Here is an 18,226-nt window from a genome sequence, read left to right as displayed (position 1 = left end):
GCCGCCCGATGGATCCGGACGTAGCGCGCAAAATCCGTTCGCCGTGGCTCTGGCTCGTTCCCGTTGGCGCGGTGGTGGTGCTGATGTCGTTGCTGGCCGCGACGTACGTGGGTTCGGTGGCCGACCCGCAGAAACACCTCGAGAAGTTCCCGGTGCTCTTGGTGAACGAGGACGAGGGGGGTCGATTGCCCGCGCCGGGGGGCGGCGAGGGACCGGAGCAGAACTTCGGCGCGCAGATCGTGTCCGGGCTCGAGAAGGGCTCGGACACACAGAAATTCGATCTCGAGGTGGTCGACTCGGACACCGCGTTCCGCCGTCTGGACAACGCCGAGGCCTACGGGGCGATTGTCATTCCGCGGAACTTCACCTCGACATCGATCGAGTTCGCCGGATCGGCTGTGGGTTTCACCCAGGTCGATCGCCCGGTGATCCAGGTCTGGACCAATCCGGGTGCCGGCGCACTCGCGTCCTCGATAGTCACCGCCTACGCGGATACCGCTCTCACCGAGGCCAACACCACGTTCGGCAAGCAGTTGGCGGCCGGGGTCATCGATCAGGCCAAACAGGCCGGATTGACCGTGACCGGAGCGTCCCTGCTCGGGTTGGCCGCTCCCATCGACATCCGGATCGACCCTGCTGATCCACTCCCGGGCAACGCCGGCAACGGACTGACGGCGTTCTACTTTGCGTTGCTGCTGGTGCTCGCCGGGTTCACGGGGTCGGTGATCGTGCAGACCCTCGTCGACGGCATGCTCGGCTTCGGTCCGATGGAGGTCGGACCCCTGTATCGACTGATGGCTCCGCTGAAGATCTCGCGGTGGGGGACCCTGGTGATCAAGTGGTGGATCATGTTCGTGATCGCTCTGGTTCTGGCGTCGGTGTATCTGCTGGTGTGCCGAGTGGTCGGGATGGATCTCTCCAATGCCTTCGCCCTCTGGATGTTCGGGGTTCTGGTGATCACGGCGGTCGGGGTGACGTGCATGTCGGTGGCCGCGGCCCTCGGATCCTTTGGTCTGCTGGTGAACATGGTGGTGTTCGTGGTGCTGGGACTGCCGTCCTCGGGGGGCACCGTCCCGCTGGAGGCCACCCCCTCGGTGTTCCATTGGCTCGCGTGGTTCGAACCGATGCATCAGGTATATCTGGGCACGCGAGCGATCCTGTACTTTGACGTCAACTTCTCTGCCGGGCTCGGTCGGGCGCTGGTGATGACCGGCGTGGGCCTGGTCATCGGGTTGGTGCTGGGCGCCGTGGTGACCCAGTTGTACGACCGCAAGGGCTGGCTGCGTGCACCCGGGGGATTGGCCCCTCGCCACCTTGCGGAATCGTCGAAATCAGCCATCTGAATACGCGTGGTATCAAATACTGGCGATTAAATGACGTTTGATCCCTCGCTTAGTGGGGAATAACACGTTCAATCCGTGACGGCGGCGAGTGAGTCGGGGCGTGCGCCGCAGCGGTAGGGACATCGGCTGATGCCGGTGACGCGGTGTCCAATCAGCGGCACGGCAATTCCACGTGTTCGAACGCTGAAAGGCCATGCCGCGATGACGAATGACCTGACTCCTTTCTACGACGATGTCCAAGCTCATTACGACTTGTCTGACGAGTTCTTCGAACTTTTCCTCGACCCGACCAGGACATATAGCTGCGCATATTTTGAACGCGACGACATGACGCTCGAAGAGGCGCAGCGCGCGAAAGTCGATCTTGCGCTGGGCAAATGCAACCTGCAGGCCGGTATGACACTGCTCGATGTAGGTTGTGGCTGGGGTTCGACGATGCTGCGAGCACTGGACCAGTACGACGTCAACGTCATCGGACTGACGTTGAGCCAGAACCAGCACGACCACGTGGCATCGCTGCTCGAGCAGCGGGGTAACACCGGTCGCAGTGCCGAAGTGCGACTGCAGGGTTGGGAAGACTTCGACCAACCGGTCGACCGGATCGTCAGCATCGGCGCGTTCGAACATTTCCGGCGTGAGCGCTATGACGCATTCTTCGAAAAGTGTCGCAACATTCTTCCCGCGGACGGTCGAATGTTGCTGCACACCATCACGCAATACAATCGACATGACATCCGTGCGCGTGGTCTACCGATCAACAGGGAAGTGCTGGAGTTCGCCCAATTCATCCAAAACGAGATCTTCCCCGGAGGTCAGTTGCCCGAACCCAAGTGGGTTGTCGACGGCGCCGAGGCCGCAGGCTTCGCCGTCGAGCGGATCCACCCTCTGCAGCAGCACTACGCGCGGACATTGGAGATCTGGTCGGCCACGCTGCAAGAGAAGAAAGACCAGGCGATCGCCATCGCTTCACCCGAGGTGTACAACACCTACGTCAAATACCTCAGTGGATGTGTGGACTATTTCCGGAAAGGCTATATCGACGTCATGCAATTCAGTTTGTCCAAGCAGCAGCCTCTTTCAGCGCAGCAATGAGCGTGCAGCAAGAAGCGGTTCCAACCGCAGACGTGGCAACCTCCCTCCTGGGTCGGCCCTACCGCCTGTCCGACACCTATGAGGTCGGGCGGGAGAAGATCCGGGAGTTCGCCAGGGCAGTGCAGGATCACCACCTTGCGCACTACGACGTGCGGGTCGCGCGCGCTCTGGGACACGAGGGGTTGGTGGCGCCGGTCACCTTCACCGCGATCCTGGGCGGCATATCGCAGCGCTGTGTCTTCGAACAGTTCCTGCCCGGCTACGACTTGAGCCAGGTGCTGCAGACCGAACAGCGCATCCGCCAGTATCGGCCGTTGCGCGGGGGCGACGACATCACCTGCCGGATCACTCTCGATGGCTTCCGGGCCGGTCACGGACAGGACTCGTTTGTCCTGAGAACCGACATGTCGGATCAAACCGGCGCCCTTGTGCAGACCGGGTGGACCACCGCGGTCGCCCGCTCGGGCGGGGTTGTCGACGAGAACATCGCCCAGGCCGTGGAGGGTATCTTGATGCGCGCCGCCACCGAGGCCGGCGGCGAGATCGGCTCGTCGATCGTGCATCTCGTGGAGGACGACACCGGCGCGCTGACAGTCGCCGAGTCCGTTGCGCCGCAACCCAAGCGGCGGTTCGCCGACGTCTCCGTCGGTGACGAGATCTCGGCCCGCACCGTGCAGGTCGCCCGCGGCGATCTGGTGAACTATGCGGGGGTGTCGGGCGATGAAAACCCGATCCACTGGAGCGAGCAGGTGGTCGATCTCGCGGGCCTCGACAATGTCGTCGCACACGGGATGCTCACCATGGCCTTCGGCGGCGGCTACCTGTCCGACTGGGTGGGCGATCCCGGGGCGGTGATCGAGTACGGCGTGCGTTTCACCCGGCCGGTGTTCGTCGAGGCGACCACGCCGGCAGAAGTGACCTACACCGGCAAGATCAAAGAGCTCGACGAGTCGACCCGGACCGCCACGATCGTGCTCAACGCCACCGCTCGCGGAAGCCGCATCTTCGGTAAGGCGACGGCCATCGTGCAACTGGCGTGATCGCCGGACCCGATCGGGGGCCTGGTGAGGCATGTCGGATCGGACGCAGGTCGGTGCCCGGTGGAACAATGTCCGGGTGAGGTTGTATCGGGATGAGGCGGTGGTCGTCCGCCAGCACAAGCTGGGCGAGGCCGACCGCATCATCACGCTGCTCACCAAGGAGCACGGGCTGGTCCGTGCCGTCGCCAAGGGAGTGCGGCGTACCCGCTCGAAGTTCGGTGCCCGGCTCGAACCGTTTGCGCACGTCGACGTGTTGCTCCACCCGGGTCGCAACCTCGACATCGTCACCCAGGTCTACAGTCTCGACACGTTCGCCTCGGCCATCGTCTCCGACTACGGCCGGTACACCACGGCCTGTGCGATCTTGGAGACCGCGGAGCGTCTGGCCGGTGAGGAACGGGCCCCGGCGGCCCGCCTCCAGAGGTTGACGGTGGGTGCGTTGCGAGCGGTCGCGGCGGCGGATCGGCCCAAAGAGCTCGTACTCGACGCATTTTTGTTGCGCGCGATGGATTTCGCCGGTTGGATGCCGGCGCTGGAGAACTGTGCGCGCTGCGGTGATCCCGGGCCTCACCGTGCCTTTCACGTGGCGGCCGGCGGTGCGGTCTGTGTGCACTGCCGCCCACCCGGCTCGGCGACGCCTTCACCCGGGGTACTCGACCTGATGGATGCGCTCTACCGTGGCCAGTGGGAACACACCACAGAGATCACCGAATCGGCTCGGCGGCAGGCCAGCGGTTTGACCGCAGCGCATCTGCAATGGCATCTCGAACGCCAGCTGCGCACACTGCCGCTGATCGAACGCGAGGCGCCACACCGGGGGCTCGTCCCCGCCGGCGTGCCCATCGCCCCTGTCAGAAAGGACATCAGTGATCCAGCGACGACGCAGCGCGGCGCGGCAAGCTGAGGCACAGGCCGCAGCGGATGCGACATCACGGGTGATCCGTCCGCCCGACCCGCATCCGTCGGGCGCTCGGCCTCCGGAGATACCGGCCGAGTTCGTTCCCAAACACGTCGCCCTCGTCATGGACGGAAACGGCCGCTGGGCCACCGACCGCGGCCTCCCGCGCACCGAAGGCCACAAGCGCGGCGAGGCGGTGCTCATGGACACGGTCTGCGGGTGCATCGAGATGGGTGTCGGGTGGCTGTCCGCGTACGCGTTCTCCACCGAGAACTGGAGCCGCAGTCCGGACGAGGTCCGCTTCCTCATGGGTTTCAACCGCGACGTCATCAGGCGTCGGCGCGACGAGATGCACGAGATGGGTGTGCGTGTGCGCTGGGCCGGGCGACGACCACGGCTGTGGCGCAGCGTCATTCGTGAGCTCGAGGTCGCCGAGGAGCTGACCAAGGACAACACCACCATGACCTTGACGATGTGCGTCAACTACGGCGGCCGGGCAGAGATCGCAGATGCCGCCCGCGAGATCGCCCGTCGCGCAGCAGCCGGAACGCTGGACCCCGAACGCATCACCGAGGCCTCCTTCGCGCGCTATCTCGATGAACCCGACATGCCGGACGTGGATCTGTTCCTGCGCCCCTCCGGGGAACAGCGCATCTCCAATTTCCTGCTCTGGCAATCGGCTTACGCAGAAATGGTGTATCAGCACAAACTGTTCCCTGATTTCGATCGCCGGGACCTGTGGGATGCGTGCGTCGAATACGCAAGCCGCGACCGACGTTTCGGTGGCGTGCCGGGGTCTTCCGGTGCCTGAGGCGCAGGACGAGGCCGGACTCATCGCGCGAACCGCCGAGGTGCTGGCGTCGGAGGTCTCGGTGCAGCCGGGCGAGGATGATTCGCTCACCGTGTATTTCCAGGGCACCGTGGTCTCGATGCGTGCCTTGTCTCTCGCGCCCGGACTCGACGTGCTGTCCCTGACCCAAGTGCTCGCGTGGGACCTACCGGTGACCGATCAACTGCGAGCCGACGTGGAGCAGGCGTCGGGATCGTCCAATTTCGGCACCGTCAAACTCGCGGTGCACGAAGTGACCGCAGATGTGTTGTTGCACTACACGTTTCCGGCCGGCACCCTGTCCAATGAAGCGTTGCGCACGATGCTGATGATGGTGCTCGGTGTAGGGGCCGAGGTGGGTGCCCGGATTCGGGGATGAACGGTGTCTCGGCTGTTTCGGCGGCCGGTCAGGAGCAGGCGCTACAGCGGCCGAACACCTCGACCGTGTGACTGATGTCGACGAACCCGTGTTGGGCCGCGACCTCGGTGGCCCACTGTTCGACGACGTCGGCCTGCACCTCCACGGTGGTGCCGCACTCGCGACAGACCAGGTGATGATGGTGATCGTTCGACGAACAATGCCGGTACACCGATTCGCCCGAATCGGTCCGCAGCACGTCGACCTGTCCGGCGTCGGCCAAGGCCTGCAGGTTGCGGTACACCGTTGTCAGGCCGATGGATTGTCCGGAGGCCTTGAGTTGATCGTGGAGGTCCTGGGCGGAGCGGAATTCCTCGCTGCCCGAGAGCAATTCGGCGATGGCGCTGCGCTGCCTGGTGGATCGGACGCCGGTGACCGGACGCTGTTCGGTGCCTGAGCTCATGGCCGGGCCCCGCCGTTCGTGGACTCCTCGGTCGCGTGTGCGATCGCATCGGTGACGATGTGCGCGAGGTGGTCGTCGACGAGCGTGTACAGCACCTCTCGACCCGAACGGCGGCCCTCGACGACGCCCGCCGATTTGAGCACCCGGAGATGCTGGCTGATCAGCGGCTGCGGTACCGACAATGCACCTACGAGTTCGTGCACGCATCGTCCGCCGGAGAGCAGTTCGAGAACGATCGCGATCCGGACGGGAGCCGACAGCGCGCGGAGCAATTCGCCGGCAGCGTCGAGGACCTGTTTGTCCACACGGTTCTCGGCGGATGGCCTGACTGTTCCCGCGGCAGCAGCCATCTCTGATTGGCCGGTACCGGCGGAACGGCCGCTGAGGGGTTGGGTTGTCACGACTACTCCCGGGGTTCGAACGAACGAAAGCTCTTGACAACCATTTTCATATGCGTTGGACGCTATGTCAAACGTGGCGCACTCGGCCAGGACGTCCGCGGCCGTGTCCCGGCCGCGCGCTGCCGGGGGACAGAGGCCCCGCGCGCGACCGTTAGGCTAGTCGCGTGGCAGGCAAAACCAATCTCGTGGAAACCGTCGTCAACCTCTGTAAACGACGGGGGCTGGTGTATCCGTGTGGAGAAATCTACGGCGGCACCAAGTCGGCCTGGGACTACGGCCCTCTCGGCGTGGAGCTCAAGGACAACATCAAGAAGCAGTGGTGGCGGAACATGGTCACCTCGCGCGATGACGTCGTCGGTCTCGACTCGTCGGTGATCTTGCCGCGCCAGGTGTGGGAAGCATCCGGCCACGTGGAGACCTTCAGCGACCCCCTGGTGGAGTCGCTGCACACGCACAAGCGCTACCGCGCCGACCACCTGATCGAGGCCTACGAGAACAAGCACGGCCACCTTCCGCCCAACGGACTGGCCGACATCAACGACCCGGAAACCGGCCAGCCCGGATCCTGGACCGAACCCCGGGCGTTCTCCGGTCTGATGAAGACCTTCCTGGGCCCGGTGGACGACGAGGCCGGCCTCCACTATCTGCGACCGGAAACCGCGCAGGGCATCTTCATCAACTTCAAGAACGTGATGACGACAACGCGCAAGAAGCCGCCGTTCGGCATCGGGCAAATCGGCAAGAGCTTCCGCAACGAGATCACGCCGGGAAACTTCATCTTCCGTACCCGGGAGTTCGAGCAGATGGAGATGGAGTTCTTCGTCAAGCCCGGCGAGGACGAGACCTGGCATCAGTACTGGATCGACTACCGGCTCAAGTGGTACACCGACCTCGGCATCGATCGGGACAATCTGCGTCTGTACGACCACCCCAAAGAGAAGCTGTCGCATTACTCCAAGGGAACGGTGGACGTCGAATACCGCTTCGGCTTCGCCGGAGGCGAATGGGGCGAACTCGAGGGTGTGGCCAACCGCACGGACTTCGACCTCGGGACCCACATCAAGCATTCGGGCGAGGACCTGTCGTTCTTCGATCAAGCGTCCGGTGAGCGCTACGTGCCGTACGTGATCGAGCCGGCCGCCGGTCTGACCCGCTCGTTGATGGCCTTCCTCTGTGACGCGTACACCGAAGAGCAGGTCCCGAATGCCAAGGGCGGCACCGACACCCGCACGGTTCTCAAGCTCGATCGACGACTGGCCCCGGTGAAGGTCGCCGTGCTGCCGCTGTCGCGCAACGAGCAGTTGTCACCCAAGGCGAAAGACCTCGCCGCCGAGCTGCGCCAGAACTGGAACGTCGACTTCGACGACGCCCAGGGCATCGGCAAGCGGTACCGCCGCCAGGACGAGATCGGCACACCGTTCTGCGTCACCATCGACTTCGACACCCTCGAGGACAATGCGGTGACAGTGCGCGAGCGCGACACCATGACCCAGGAGCGAGTCGCCCTGGACAAGGTCGTCGAGTATCTGGCCGTCCGCCTGATCGGCTGCTGACCGCAGGCGCCGCTGCCTATGATCGCCGTAGGCAGCGTCGCCGATCAGTCAGGAGCGGGTCATGAATAAGGTCTTGAAGTCTCTGTCCGAGGACGAGTACCGCTTGGTTCACCAAACCAAGCGAAAGCAACTGACCGATTTGGACGAGGACTCCCTGATCGCGTTGCACGTGCGCACCCGCCGGGCCCGCAACAAACACGTGAAGAACTACCGGCAGGCCGCTGCCCAATCCGTACGAGCGAAGGGTGGACGCGGTGCCGCCCGGCCCGCCACCAAGCACAACGCGGCCAAGGCGGAGGCCTTCGAGGCCGCTCTGGCGCGGGTGAGCAGGCAGCTGGGTGTTGTCGCGAAACGCAGTGCTGCCGAGCTCAAGAAGGAACGCCTGTCGAACGCGAAGGGCAAAGGCACTCCGTTCAGCGGTCCTGCCGACGGCAAGGGCACAGTGATCTCCGAGGGCACCACCCGTGCTGACAAGACGCGGAAGTCGCCCGGCCGCAAGAAGATTGCGGCGTCGTCGAAGGCTGCGGGCAAACGTCGGCAGGCGAAGAAGGACAACCGCTGACGACCGGTGTGGTCGCGCCGTGGACGTATTCAGCAGCTGAACTGTCTGAAATCCGTCTGATCTGGGATACTCGGGTTCTGTAGCAAGCCGTCTGGGCGCGCATGGGGCGCGGCCGAGAGTGACGGCAGGAGAGTGGGTAGTTGTGTCTGTAAGCGGGAAAATCGTTCATTTTGATCCCAACAAGGGATTTGGGTTCTTGGCACCCGATGCCGGTGGCTCGGATGTGTTCCTCCACATCAACGACATCGACATCGACGAGCATTCGCTCAAACCGGGTGCGGCCGTCGAGTTCGACATCGAAGAGACCGACCGTGGATCCAAGGCGATCAATCTGGTGGTGACCGGTGCGGCACCCGCCGGGTCTGCTCCGGAGCGTCCGCGGCGTTCAGAGGGCGGGCGCGACAGCGGACGCCCGGATCGCAAGCACGACAGCCGCGACGACCGCCGGAAGCCGCGGCACAACGATGCGGCCACCCTGGATGCGGGCACCTTCTCGGAGGAGATCACCGAGCTCCTCCTCGACGCTTCGGGAACTCTGACCGCCGCGCAGATCCTGGCGATCCGGCAGCGGGTCACCGACTTCGCCATCGCCCGGGGCTGGGTGTTTGACTGACTCGTCCGCGGGAACGCCCCCGCCGGTCCTACGAGCCGAGTACGACGAGGCCGATGTAGAGCGGCTGGTCCCCGAAGGCTCGAAGGTGGCCGGACTCGCCGGCACCCGCAACGACTATCGCAGTGCCTTCGCCCGGGACCGGGCGCGGGTTCTGCACTGTGCTGCGCTGCGTCGGTTGGCCGACAAGACCCAGGTGGTCGGTCCGCACGAGGGTGACACGCCCCGTACCCGGCTCACCCATTCCCTCGAGGTCGGCCAGATCGGCCGCGGGATAGCGATCGGGGTGGGATGCGATCCCGACCTGGTGGACCTTGCGGGCCTGGCGCACGACATCGGACACCCGCCGTACGGCCACAACGGTGAGCGCGCGTTGGACGAGGTCAGCAGCGAGTATGGCGGTTTCGAGGGCAACGCCCAGAACCTTCGCATCCTGACGCGGCTCGAACCGAAAATCCTTGACGCGGAAGGACGCAGCGCAGGGCTCAACCTCACCAGGGCGTCCCTGGATGCCACGTTGAAGTATCCCTGGACGCGGCCGTCTCCCGGTGCGAAGTTCGGCGCCTATGGCGATGATTCAGCGATGCTCGACTGGATCCGCAACGGCCGCACCGATACCCGGCAATCGCTCGAATGTCAGGTGATGGACTGGTCGGATGACGTGGCGTACTCGGTGCACGATGTCGAAGACGGCGTGATGGCCGGCCGCATCGACCTGCGCAGCCTCGGAAACCCCACCGATCAGCGCGACCTGGCCGCAGTCGGACTACGTGAGTTCCCCGGCCTCGAAGAGAACGTGCTGATCGAGGCGGCGGCCCGGCTGTGGGGGATGGACATCGTGAACGAGGTGGGGGAGTACGACGGGACACTGGCTCGCTCAGTCGCTCTCAAACGGCTCACCAGCGAACTGGTCGGCCGTTTCGCGTCCGCCGCGATCAGCATGACCCGTCGAGAGGCTCAGGAGCGCGGTGTCAGCCGCTATCAAGCGGATCTGGTCATCCCGCCTGCCGTGGCAGCCGAGGTCGCGGTGCTCAAGACCCTGGCGTTGCGGTTCATCTTCTCCGATCCACGCCATCGCGCCCATCAGGCCCGCCAGCGTGATCGGATCCACCGGGTCGCCAACTGGCTGGTGCACGCCGCTCCCGGTGGTCTGGACCCGTTGCTGGTTCCCGCGTGGCACCAGGCAACCGACGACGCGGGACGCATGCGGGTGATCATCGACCAGATCGCGTCGATGACCGAGGGCCGTCTCGAGCGCATGGACAAGCAGAACCTCGGAGCGTCAGCCCACCTCGGCTAGCCCGGTTCTGGTGGGTTCGGGTGAGCGTTTATGCAGGTCGGCGTCGCCGAAACCCACCATTTCGGGGGGCGGGTACCGGTCGCCCGCAGCGGCCTAGACTTGCTGTCGTGGCAGGCCGAATTCCCGATCGCGACATCACCGCTATCCGCGAAAAGGCACACATCGAGGAAGTTGTCGGTGAGTATGTCGCCCTGCGCAAGGCCGGCGCCGATTCACTCAAGGGATTGTGCCCGTTCCACGACGAGAAGTCGCCGTCGTTCCATGTTCGGCCCAATCACGGTCACTTCCACTGCTTCGGCTGCGGTGAAGGCGGCGACGTCTACACATTCCTGCAGAAGGTGGAACACGTCAGCTTCGTCGAGGCTGTCGAGCAGCTTGCGGACCGGGTCGGGTACCAGATCAGCTTCGAAGGGGGCGGCACCAGCGTCGCCCGTGATCGGGGAACCAGGGCACGACTGGTGGCGGCCAATGCCGCCGCCCAGAAGTACTACGCGGAGCAACTCAAGACTCCCGAAGCCCAGACCGCCCGCGACTACCTCACCGAGCGGTCGTTCGACGGCGCTGTGGCGCTGAAGTTCGGCTTGGGCTATGCGCCGGCCGGCTGGGACAAGATGACCAAAGCCCTGCTGTCTCAGGGTTTCGAGTTCGCCGAACTCGAGGCCGCGGGGCTCTCGAAGCAGGGACAGCGCGGCCCCATCGACCGGTTCCATCGCCGTCTGCTCTGGCCGATCCGCAACCTCGGTGGCGACGTCATCGGTTTCGGTGCCCGCAAGTTGTTCGACGACGACAACATGGGCAAGTACATGAACACGCCAGAGACCATGTTGTATAAGAAGTCCCAGGTGCTGTTCGGTCTCGACCACGCGAAGAAGTCAATTGCCAAGGGCCATCAAGCCGTCGTGGTGGAGGGCTACACCGACGTGATGGCGATGCATCAGGCCGGCGTGACCACGGCGATCGCCTCGTGTGGCACCGCATTCGGTGAGGACCACCTCGCGCTGCTGCGTCGACTGATGATGGACGACAGTTACTTCCGTGGCGAGGTGATCTACACCTTCGACGGTGACGAGGCCGGAAAGGCCGCCGCGCTCAAGGCATTCGAGGGTGAACAGAGCATCGCCGGTCAGACGTTTGTCGCCGTGGCGCCCGACGGGATGGATCCGTGCGAGCTGCGCCAGCAACACGGGGATGCGGCTGTCCGGGATCTCATCGCCAGGCGCATCCCGATGTTCGAGTTCGCGGTGAAGGCGCTGCTGGGCAACTACGACCTGGATACGGCCGAGGGGCGGGTACACGCGTTGCGGGAGGCGGTGCCCGTTGTCGCACGGATCCGCGATGTGGCGCTGCGGGACGAGTATGCGCGGCAGCTGGCCGGATGGGTCGGCTGGGACGACACCTCGCAGGTGTTGCGGCGGGTACGCGAAGAAGCGGGCAAGCAGGCCAAAGCGGCCCGGTCCGGCGCTGCGGACACATCGAAGAACCGAGACCGCCGGGTTGATGCAGTGCAGGACGCAGATCGGCCGAAGGCCGACTCGAAGACGCCGACCGTGGTTCGGCCGCGTCCGTCTGATCCGCGGTTGTGGGCGCAACGTGAGGCGCTGAAGGCGGCATTGCAGTACCCCGCCATCGCCGGGACGGTGTTCGATTCCCTGCCGCCCGAATGCTTCACCGAGCCCGCGTACCAGGTCATCCGCGAAGCGATTGCCACTGCCGGGGGCACGGGGACGTCGCACGGGGGAGCGCAGTGGGTGGACAGCGTCAGTCAGTGCCTTGAAGGCGCTGTGCTGGAGTCGCTGGTGACCGAACTCGCCGTCGAGTCGATGCCGGTGTCGGAGTACATGATCCCGAAGTACGTCGGCAGCGTGCTGGCCCGGCTGCAGGAAGTGTGGGTCGGGGCCCAGATCGCCGACCTCAAGTCGAAGCTACGTCGTATGTCACCCGGCGACGACCCCGACGCCTACAACGCGCTGTTCGGCGATCTGGTGGCCTTGGAGGCCTATCGACGCAGCCTGCTCGAGCAAGCCGTGGCGCCCACCCAGGACGCCGGCTGACCGGTTGGGGTCAGTTGTTGCGGACCTCGTCGGGGCCCAACACGGTGGTGGTGTCGTCGATCTCGCGCAACTCGGTGAGTTTGGGCTGGGTGCTGAGCTTCTCCGACAACTTCTGCCTGCCCACGTCCACAGCCTTCTTGGTGGCGGGCGACGCGGCGACGGTGCGATAGGCGCGATTGATCTGCTCGTAGCGCTTGCGACCGGCTTTCGCCCCGAGGACGTAACCGACGCTGACAGCGGCGAGGAATCGAACCATAGGAAGTCTTGCCTCCAGTGCAGGTGACGGGCGAACACGGCGCCGTGTTCGCGATTGCTCGCCCCATCCTGCCTGATGTGGTCTCCGCACGCGGAACTCGCCTGGTCGGACGCCCGGCGAGCAGGCGATTTGGCATGTCACCGCACCTGTAGGCTAAAGTCATTGTTCGGCGCTCGCGCCAGATATTCCCCCATAGCTCAATTGGCAGAGCTTCCGACTGTTAATCGGACGGTTACTGGTTCGAGTCCAGTTGGGGGAGCAGATAAGCCCAGGTAGACCGGTTTTCGCCGGACCGCCTGGGCTCTTTTGTATCCAAGGGTCGCGCGAGTGCGGCTCGCGGCGGGTCGAGTACGACGTGGTGCGCGCGGCTCGGTAGCATCAGCACGTTCGCAGCGTCGATGACGCAGCCTCGGGGCGGTAGCTCAGTTGGTTAGAGCCGTGGACTCATAATCCATTGGTCGCGGGTTCGAGCCCCGCCCGCCCCACCACCGCGAACATAGAAATGCCCCTTGGCGCGAGCCAAGGGGCATTCGTGCCGGAAGGGTCGGGGGATCTCCCAGCACCAGTGGTTCGACTCATCTATGGGTCTGGATGGGTCGCTCGCGAATCCGTTTCGCAACTCAGCGCCGAAATCCAACTCCGACCGATCAGGCGCGCCGCGGAACTTCGAGTCCACGCTGCTCGGCGATTTTGTTTGCATTGTCCAATTGAGCGATTCTGTCGTCGTACGATGCGCGATCACCGTCTGCTTGGAGTGAATCGAACTCCATTTGCACAAGCTTTGTCTGGTCGTGGATGAATGCGATGAGCTCGTCGTCGTTCAGCTCATCGGGTGCGCGGTTCGAATTGTCGTCCATCGCATCATCATGGACCAAGCGGCAGCCCGCGGGCGGTGGAATCGGCTGCGAGAAGGCCCGCGAACTCAGCCTTCTCGACGAATCCGAACCAGCTGCAGTGCGCCCGAGATCGCCACGATCGGCCAGCAGACGATCCCGACCCACAAGCTGACGTTGCGTTCGCCGTCGATGAGGTCGTAGACCGCAAGAGCGGTCAGTAGTACGCCGGCGAGGACGCAGAACCACGCGAGGGTGGAGCGTGCTGACGAGCCCAAGGGCGATTTGTTCGCAGAAGTCACTGAATGAAAGTACATCCGCGCACGCGGTAATGCAGGGTGTATCGAACTGTCAGCCGTGTGCGCGGATCTCTTGGCGAACTATCGCAATAGCAGTTCGCGAATCGCTGCGGAGATTTCGTCCGGTGATTCCTCCGCCATGAAATGTCCGCTCTCGATGATGCGGTGCTGCACATCGATTGCCCACTTCTGCCATAGTGCCTCGGCATCGAATCCCAGAGCTGAGCCCCAGTCCTGAGCAATGACCGTCACCGGCATCGACAACCGCCTGGATGAGTTCAGATCCTCGAGATCGTGCTGAACATCGATGCCGGCCGAAGCGCGATAGTCGGCAACGATCGAGGGCACCGCCTTCGCACTCGCGGCGAGATATTCATTACGCACGTCGCCGGGAATGGCTTGTGGATCCCGCGTCCAGATGTCGAGGAAGTAGCCGAAAAAGGCGTCGGCGCTCGCCGCGATCATGGTCTCGGCCAGGCCGGGCGGCTGTGCCATCAGGTAGAGGTGAAAGCCCACTGCCGCCGAGGTTCCGTGCAAGACGTCCCACATGTCGAGCGTGGGAAGCACATCGAGCGACGCCAGATGGGACACGACGCCCGGATGATCGAGGGCGGCCCGGAACGCCACCAGCGCGCCGCGGTCGTGCCCGATCAGCGCGAACCGCTCATGACCGAGCGCCGCGGCGGCCGCCACGATGTCCGCGGCCATGGTTCGTTTGGAATACGTGGAGGCATCGGTGTCGGAGGGTTTGTCGCTGTCGCCGTATCCCCTCAGATCGGGACAGATCACGGTGTGGTCCGCGGCCAGATCCGCCGCAACGTGACGCCACATCAGGTGGGTCTGCGGGAATCCGTGCAGCAGCACGATCGGGCTACCCGTACCTGCGGTCGCGACATTCAGTGCGACGCCGTCGGCGACGGGGATCTCCTGGTACCGGAAATCAGGAATGGACGGCTTCATGGGTGGCCTCTCTGGCGAACGTTGGATGTACCTCGTCACCGTGCCGCGTCCCGATGAGCATCCAGTCAGCACAAAGCCCCACTCGCAACGCCCCTCGCCACGGCAGGGCCGACTCGGCGGGGACAATGGTGAGGTGTCGATCGAGTTCAGCGTCTTGGGGTCGGTCACAGCCCACGATGGCGAAGGCAACACGATCGCCCTCAAAGGCCCCCGCCATCGAGCCGTACTCGCCCGGTTGCTCATCGCTCGGGGCAGGAGTGTGCCTCTGGCAACGCTCATCGACGACCTCTGGGAGGACCCGCCGCCGGACGCCGTCGGCGCGATGAGGACATTCGTCAGCGCCTTGCGACGAGCGATCGAACCCGAACGGGCACCACGGTCGCCGGCCCGACTGCTCGTGACCGAGGGAACCGGCTATGCGCTGCGTGCACGCGCATCGGATGTGGACGCATGGCGATTCGGGCAGGCCGTCGAGTCGGTACGAAACCTCAGCCCACAGGACGCGCTGACCACACTGCTCGACGGGCTGGCACTCTGGCGTGGCCCTGCATACGCGGACTTTCTCGACGAACACTGGAGCCGCTCTGAACGATCCCGCCTCACCGAGGTCCGCCTGCACGCGGTGGAACTCCTGGCGATGGCTCGCCTCGACCTGGGTCTCGACGCCGAGGCGATTCCCGATCTCGATTCCCATGTCGCAGAACATCCTTGGCGCGAGGAAGGCTGGCGGTTGCTGGCCCTCGCGTTGTATCGGACGGGCCGACAAGGGGATGCGCTCACCGTTCTCCGGCGGGCTCGTGGGCTGTTGGTCGATCAGTTGGGCGTCGAGCCGGGACCCGCCCTCGCCGACTTGTACACCGACATCTTGCGGCAGTCGCCGAATCTGGGATCCACCTCGCCGATCCGGCAGAGCGCGCAAGGAGTGTGGGCGCAGACCGCCGCGGCATACAACCGGGCTGTGGCGACCGGCTCGCGAGCTCGGCTGCGTTCCACCGTCGACCTCCTGCGCAGTCTCGCCACCACCGGAGGCGAAGGGATGCGGGTGGCGCAGCAACAACGACTCGCCACGATTGCTGCTGCCGAGGAACTGGGTGATGTTGGTCTGACGGCCAAGGTGATCGGGGCATATGACGTCCCGGCGATCTGGTCACGGTCAGACGATCCGGAGAACGCGGCAGCAGTTGTCGCTGCGGCCGAGCGGGCGCTGGCGACCTTGCCCTCCGGGCCCGTAGCCTCGATCCGCGCCAGATTGCTGGCGACGATTGCCCTGGAGACCAGGGGATCATCGGATCAGCGAGCCGCGGCCGCCGCCCGCGAAGCCGAACAGATCGCGCGTAGCGTCGATGATCCGGGCCTTTTTTGTATTCGCGCTCAACGGAGCGTTCATGCAGTCGTTCTCGCGCGCGGGGCTGGCCGGTAGGCGCGCCGCCATCGCCAGTGAACTGATCACCCTCTCATCACGGCACGACTTGGTCACGTACGAGGTGTTGGGGCACCTGATAGCGATGCAGAGTTGCTGTGCCATCGGCGATCTGACGGGCGCCGACCATCATGCCGCTGCGGCGGATCGGCTCGCCGAAGGCTACGAATCACCGCTGGTGGCCGTCTTCACGCAGTGGTTCCGGGCGCTGCGGCTCGCGTTGACCGACGCGCCGTTCGACGACGTCACCGTGGCGTACCGTGCGGCAGCCTCCGGTTCGGAGAACGCGGGTATGCCCGGACTGCATCACGGCCTGCTTGCTCTGGCTCTCCTGTCGTTGCGCCTTCAGCGGGCGCATCCGCCGCAGGCTTCAGACGGAGGCGATACGGACTGGGGGCCCTACGAACCCTGGGTGCGCCCGCTCCTCCTGGCCACTCATCACCGGAAAGACGAAGCGACAGAAGCCCTTCGACGCCTCGCCGATCCGCCGCCGGACCATCTGCAGGAGGCGCTGTGGTGTCTCACCGCGCGGGCCGCCATCGCTGTGAATGACCGCGGCATGATGACTCGTGCCCATCAGGCGCTTTTACCGGCCGAGGGCGAGATCGCCGGAGCGGGAAGCGGATTGCTGACTCTTGGACCCGTGTCGAACTACCTACACGAACTCGCGGGTGCGCTGGCGCGCTGATCACAGACGCATCCGACGTCCGGTCAGGTGGGCGTCATCCCGGCGCCTCGATCCATCCGGAACCGAGGTGCCGGCTGTGCCTGGCCGGTCACCAGATCGGCGATCATGCTCCCGATCAGCGGCGCGAACTTTGCCCCGTGTCCCGAACAGGGGGAGGCGACCACCAAGGGGCCACTGCGGTCGAGGATGAAGTCTTCATCGCTGGTCATCGTGAACAGGCAACTCGACTCGGCGATCGGTTCGGGATGCAGGGCCGGCAGCCATTCGCTGACGTAGTCGACGACGTCTTGTCTTTGCTCATCGGTGATGCGACCGTCCCGGCTGTCGGCAGTGGTGGCGACGCCGTCGTCGAATCGGGCCACCTTCATCGCCGGCACCGGAACGTCCTCGCCCGAGGCCAGACCGTACATCTGTCGGCCGTCCATGTGGACAAAAGTGGGAAGGGTGGGGTGGCCAGGCCGCATCGGGAAGTGGAACACCTGTTGTTGACGAATGGTCAAGGGAGGCAACAACTTGTCATCAGGCCGACCGAACTCGAGAAGTGCGCCGGCGAAGTCGGGTAACCAGGCGCCCGCGGTGAGAACCGTCACGTCGGCGATGATCTGATCACCGCCGGCCGTACGTAAGGTGACCTCGCCCGTCGGTGTCGGATTCGCGTCGACGACTCGGGTCCGGGGAAGGATCTGCGCGCCCGCGGCAGCCGCGAGCGACGCGGCCGCGAACACGGTGCTCTCCGCGTCGATCACGCCCGAACATGGGTGGAACATCACGTCGGTGTCGAACCGCATGCCCGGCCAACGCTGGGCGGCCTCGGTGGGGGAGAGCAACTCGTGGTCGACGCCGTGCAGGGCCATTTGGTCGGCCAGCGTCGCGGGCATCCGCTCGACCCCGTGGTCGAGGCCACCGGTACCGGTGATCAGAGTCGTGCCCGATTCCTGTTGCAGCGCCTGCCACTTCTCCAGTGCCAAACCGGTCATCGCGACGTACAGGGGATCGGGGTACGCGCGGCGGAAGATCCGGGAGCGCCCGTGCGAACTGCCATGGGTATGCCCGAGATCAAATGCTTCGATCAACGCGACCGAGAGCCCGCGCCCGGTCAATTGCCACGCGGCACACGCGCCCATCAGTCCTGCACCGACGATGGCGACGTCCACCCGCTGCGCAGTCATCGCTCGCCGGCCGAACCCGGCAGGCGTCGACCGGTGATCGGAACGGGTTGCCGAGGGGCGTGCTGGATGCTGAACCTCCTGGTGGAGACCATTGCTGACCA

The 18,226-nt window shown here is 64.9% G+C and carries 20 protein-coding genes and 2 tRNA genes; 15 read left to right on the top strand and 7 right to left on the bottom strand.

Annotation, left to right across the window (positions count from 1 at the left end; translation table 11 throughout):
- Nucleotides 1-8: 8 nt before the first annotated feature.
- The 6 genes from W823_RS31855 to W823_RS31830 all read left to right on the top strand — a co-directional run bounded on the left by W823_RS31855 (nucleotide 9) and on the right by W823_RS31830 (nucleotide 5,581).
- Nucleotides 9-1,343, top strand: coding sequence for a YhgE/Pip domain-containing protein (locus W823_RS31855; RefSeq protein ID WP_023953958.1), 1,335 nt, complete (start codon nucleotides 9-11; stop codon nucleotides 1,341-1,343).
- Between the two features lie 201 nt (nucleotides 1,344-1,544).
- Nucleotides 1,545-2,435 carry a cyclopropane mycolic acid synthase family methyltransferase gene (locus W823_RS31850; protein WP_023953957.1) on the top strand — a complete coding sequence of 297 codons (891 nt, stop codon included), beginning with the start codon at nucleotides 1,545-1,547 and terminating at the stop codon, nucleotides 2,433-2,435.
- The gene (locus tag W823_RS31845) at nucleotides 2,432-3,475 is read left to right on the top strand and encodes a fused (3R)-hydroxyacyl-ACP dehydratase subunits HadA/HadB (protein ID WP_023953955.1); all 1,044 of its coding nucleotides are present in this window, start codon (nucleotides 2,432-2,434) and stop codon (nucleotides 3,473-3,475) included. The genes W823_RS31850 and W823_RS31845 overlap by 4 nt, the downstream gene beginning before the upstream one ends.
- Nucleotides 3,476-3,551: 76 nt before the next feature.
- Entirely contained in the window at nucleotides 3,552-4,379 is an 828-nt protein-coding gene (gene recO / locus W823_RS31840) for a DNA repair protein RecO (protein WP_031331065.1), read from the top strand.
- Nucleotides 4,380-4,410: 31 nt separating this feature from the next.
- Nucleotides 4,411-5,184, top strand: coding sequence for an isoprenyl transferase (locus W823_RS31835; RefSeq protein WP_120802956.1), 774 nt, complete (start codon nucleotides 4,411-4,413; stop codon nucleotides 5,182-5,184).
- On the top strand, nucleotides 5,177-5,581 hold the full coding sequence (locus W823_RS31830) for a hypothetical protein (RefSeq protein ID WP_023953949.1): 405 nt from the start codon (nucleotides 5,177-5,179) through the stop codon (nucleotides 5,579-5,581). Before W823_RS31835 ends, W823_RS31830 begins: the two co-directional genes overlap by 8 nt.
- Nucleotides 5,582-5,609: 28 nt before the next feature.
- Here W823_RS31830 and W823_RS31825 read toward each other — a convergent pair whose 3' ends face one another.
- Nucleotides 5,610-6,023: a Fur family transcriptional regulator gene (locus W823_RS31825; protein WP_023953947.1), complete on the bottom strand. Its 414-nt coding sequence runs from the start codon at nucleotides 6,021-6,023 to the stop codon at nucleotides 5,610-5,612.
- Complete coding sequence (locus W823_RS31820) at nucleotides 6,020-6,373, bottom strand: helix-turn-helix transcriptional regulator (protein WP_038252056.1); 354 nt, start codon at nucleotides 6,371-6,373, stop codon at nucleotides 6,020-6,022. The genes W823_RS31825 and W823_RS31820 overlap by 4 nt, the downstream gene beginning before the upstream one ends.
- A 215-nt stretch (nucleotides 6,374-6,588) precedes the next feature.
- Here W823_RS31820 and W823_RS31815 point away from each other — a divergent pair, with 215 nt between their 5' ends.
- The 5 genes from W823_RS31815 to dnaG all read left to right on the top strand — a co-directional run bounded on the left by W823_RS31815 (nucleotide 6,589) and on the right by dnaG (nucleotide 12,500).
- Nucleotides 6,589-7,977 carry a glycine--tRNA ligase gene (locus W823_RS31815; RefSeq protein WP_023953943.1) on the top strand — a complete coding sequence of 463 codons (1,389 nt, stop codon included), beginning with the start codon at nucleotides 6,589-6,591 and terminating at the stop codon, nucleotides 7,975-7,977.
- Between the two features lie 61 nt (nucleotides 7,978-8,038).
- Nucleotides 8,039-8,539, top strand: coding sequence for a hypothetical protein (locus W823_RS31810; RefSeq protein ID WP_023953941.1), 501 nt, complete (start codon nucleotides 8,039-8,041; stop codon nucleotides 8,537-8,539).
- 142 nt (nucleotides 8,540-8,681) lie between these two features.
- Nucleotides 8,682-9,152, top strand: coding sequence for a cold-shock protein (locus W823_RS31805; RefSeq protein ID WP_023953939.1), 471 nt, complete (start codon nucleotides 8,682-8,684; stop codon nucleotides 9,150-9,152).
- Nucleotides 9,145-10,449, top strand: a complete 1,305-nt coding sequence (locus tag W823_RS31800) for a deoxyguanosinetriphosphate triphosphohydrolase (protein ID WP_023953937.1) — start codon at nucleotides 9,145-9,147, stop codon at nucleotides 10,447-10,449. The genes W823_RS31805 and W823_RS31800 overlap by 8 nt, the downstream gene beginning before the upstream one ends.
- 107 nt (nucleotides 10,450-10,556) lie before the next feature.
- Nucleotides 10,557-12,500: a DNA primase gene (gene dnaG / locus W823_RS31795; protein ID WP_023953935.1), complete on the top strand. Its 1,944-nt coding sequence runs from the start codon at nucleotides 10,557-10,559 to the stop codon at nucleotides 12,498-12,500.
- 10 nt (nucleotides 12,501-12,510) lie between these two features.
- Here the strand turns inward: dnaG and W823_RS31790 are convergent, their stop codons facing one another.
- Nucleotides 12,511-12,756 carry a hypothetical protein gene (locus W823_RS31790; protein WP_023953933.1) on the bottom strand — a complete coding sequence of 82 codons (246 nt, stop codon included), beginning with the start codon at nucleotides 12,754-12,756 and terminating at the stop codon, nucleotides 12,511-12,513.
- A 186-nt stretch (nucleotides 12,757-12,942) separates the two neighbouring features.
- On the opposite strand from W823_RS31790, the gene W823_RS31785 reads away from it, so the two are divergent.
- Together W823_RS31785 and W823_RS31780 are read left to right on the top strand one after the other, a co-directional pair.
- Nucleotides 12,943-13,015, top strand: a tRNA-Asn gene (locus tag W823_RS31785).
- 152 nt (nucleotides 13,016-13,167) lie between these two features.
- Nucleotides 13,168-13,244, top strand: a tRNA-Ile gene (locus tag W823_RS31780).
- 159 nt (nucleotides 13,245-13,403) lie between these two features.
- Here the strand turns inward: W823_RS31780 and W823_RS31775 are convergent.
- From W823_RS31775 to W823_RS31765, 3 genes are all read right to left on the bottom strand, one after another.
- Nucleotides 13,404-13,613, bottom strand: a complete 210-nt coding sequence (locus W823_RS31775) for a hypothetical protein (protein WP_023953930.1) — start codon at nucleotides 13,611-13,613, stop codon at nucleotides 13,404-13,406.
- Nucleotides 13,614-13,678: 65 nt separating this feature from the next.
- On the bottom strand, nucleotides 13,679-13,891 hold the full coding sequence (locus tag W823_RS31770) for a hypothetical protein (RefSeq protein WP_156045590.1): 213 nt from the start codon (nucleotides 13,889-13,891) through the stop codon (nucleotides 13,679-13,681).
- 78 nt (nucleotides 13,892-13,969) lie between these two features.
- A complete protein-coding gene (locus tag W823_RS31765; RefSeq protein WP_023953926.1) occupies nucleotides 13,970-14,848 on the bottom strand; it encodes an alpha/beta fold hydrolase in 879 nt (292 codons plus the stop codon).
- Here W823_RS31765 and W823_RS58550 point away from each other — a divergent pair.
- Both W823_RS58550 and W823_RS58545 read left to right on the top strand, forming a co-directional pair.
- Nucleotides 14,847-16,268, top strand: coding sequence for a BTAD domain-containing putative transcriptional regulator (locus W823_RS58550; RefSeq protein ID WP_235189330.1), 1,422 nt, complete (start codon nucleotides 14,847-14,849; stop codon nucleotides 16,266-16,268). The genes W823_RS31765 and W823_RS58550 overlap by 2 nt on opposite strands.
- Entirely contained in the window at nucleotides 16,234-16,956 is a 723-nt protein-coding gene (locus W823_RS58545; RefSeq protein ID WP_235189329.1) for a hypothetical protein, read from the top strand. Before W823_RS58550 ends, W823_RS58545 begins: the two co-directional genes overlap by 35 nt.
- Before the next feature lie 23 nt (nucleotides 16,957-16,979).
- On the opposite strand, the gene W823_RS31755 is transcribed toward W823_RS58545, so the two are convergent.
- Nucleotides 16,980-18,125 carry an FAD-dependent oxidoreductase gene (locus W823_RS31755; protein WP_023953924.1) on the bottom strand — a complete coding sequence of 382 codons (1,146 nt, stop codon included), beginning with the start codon at nucleotides 18,123-18,125 and terminating at the stop codon, nucleotides 16,980-16,982.
- Nucleotides 18,126-18,226: the final 101 nt, after the last annotated feature.

Source organism: Williamsia sp. D3 (genome assembly GCF_000506245.1).
In the GTDB taxonomy this organism is placed as follows: domain Bacteria; phylum Actinomycetota; class Actinomycetes; order Mycobacteriales; family Mycobacteriaceae; genus Williamsia; species Williamsia muralis.
This window is presented reverse-complemented; position numbering and strand designations above follow the sequence as displayed.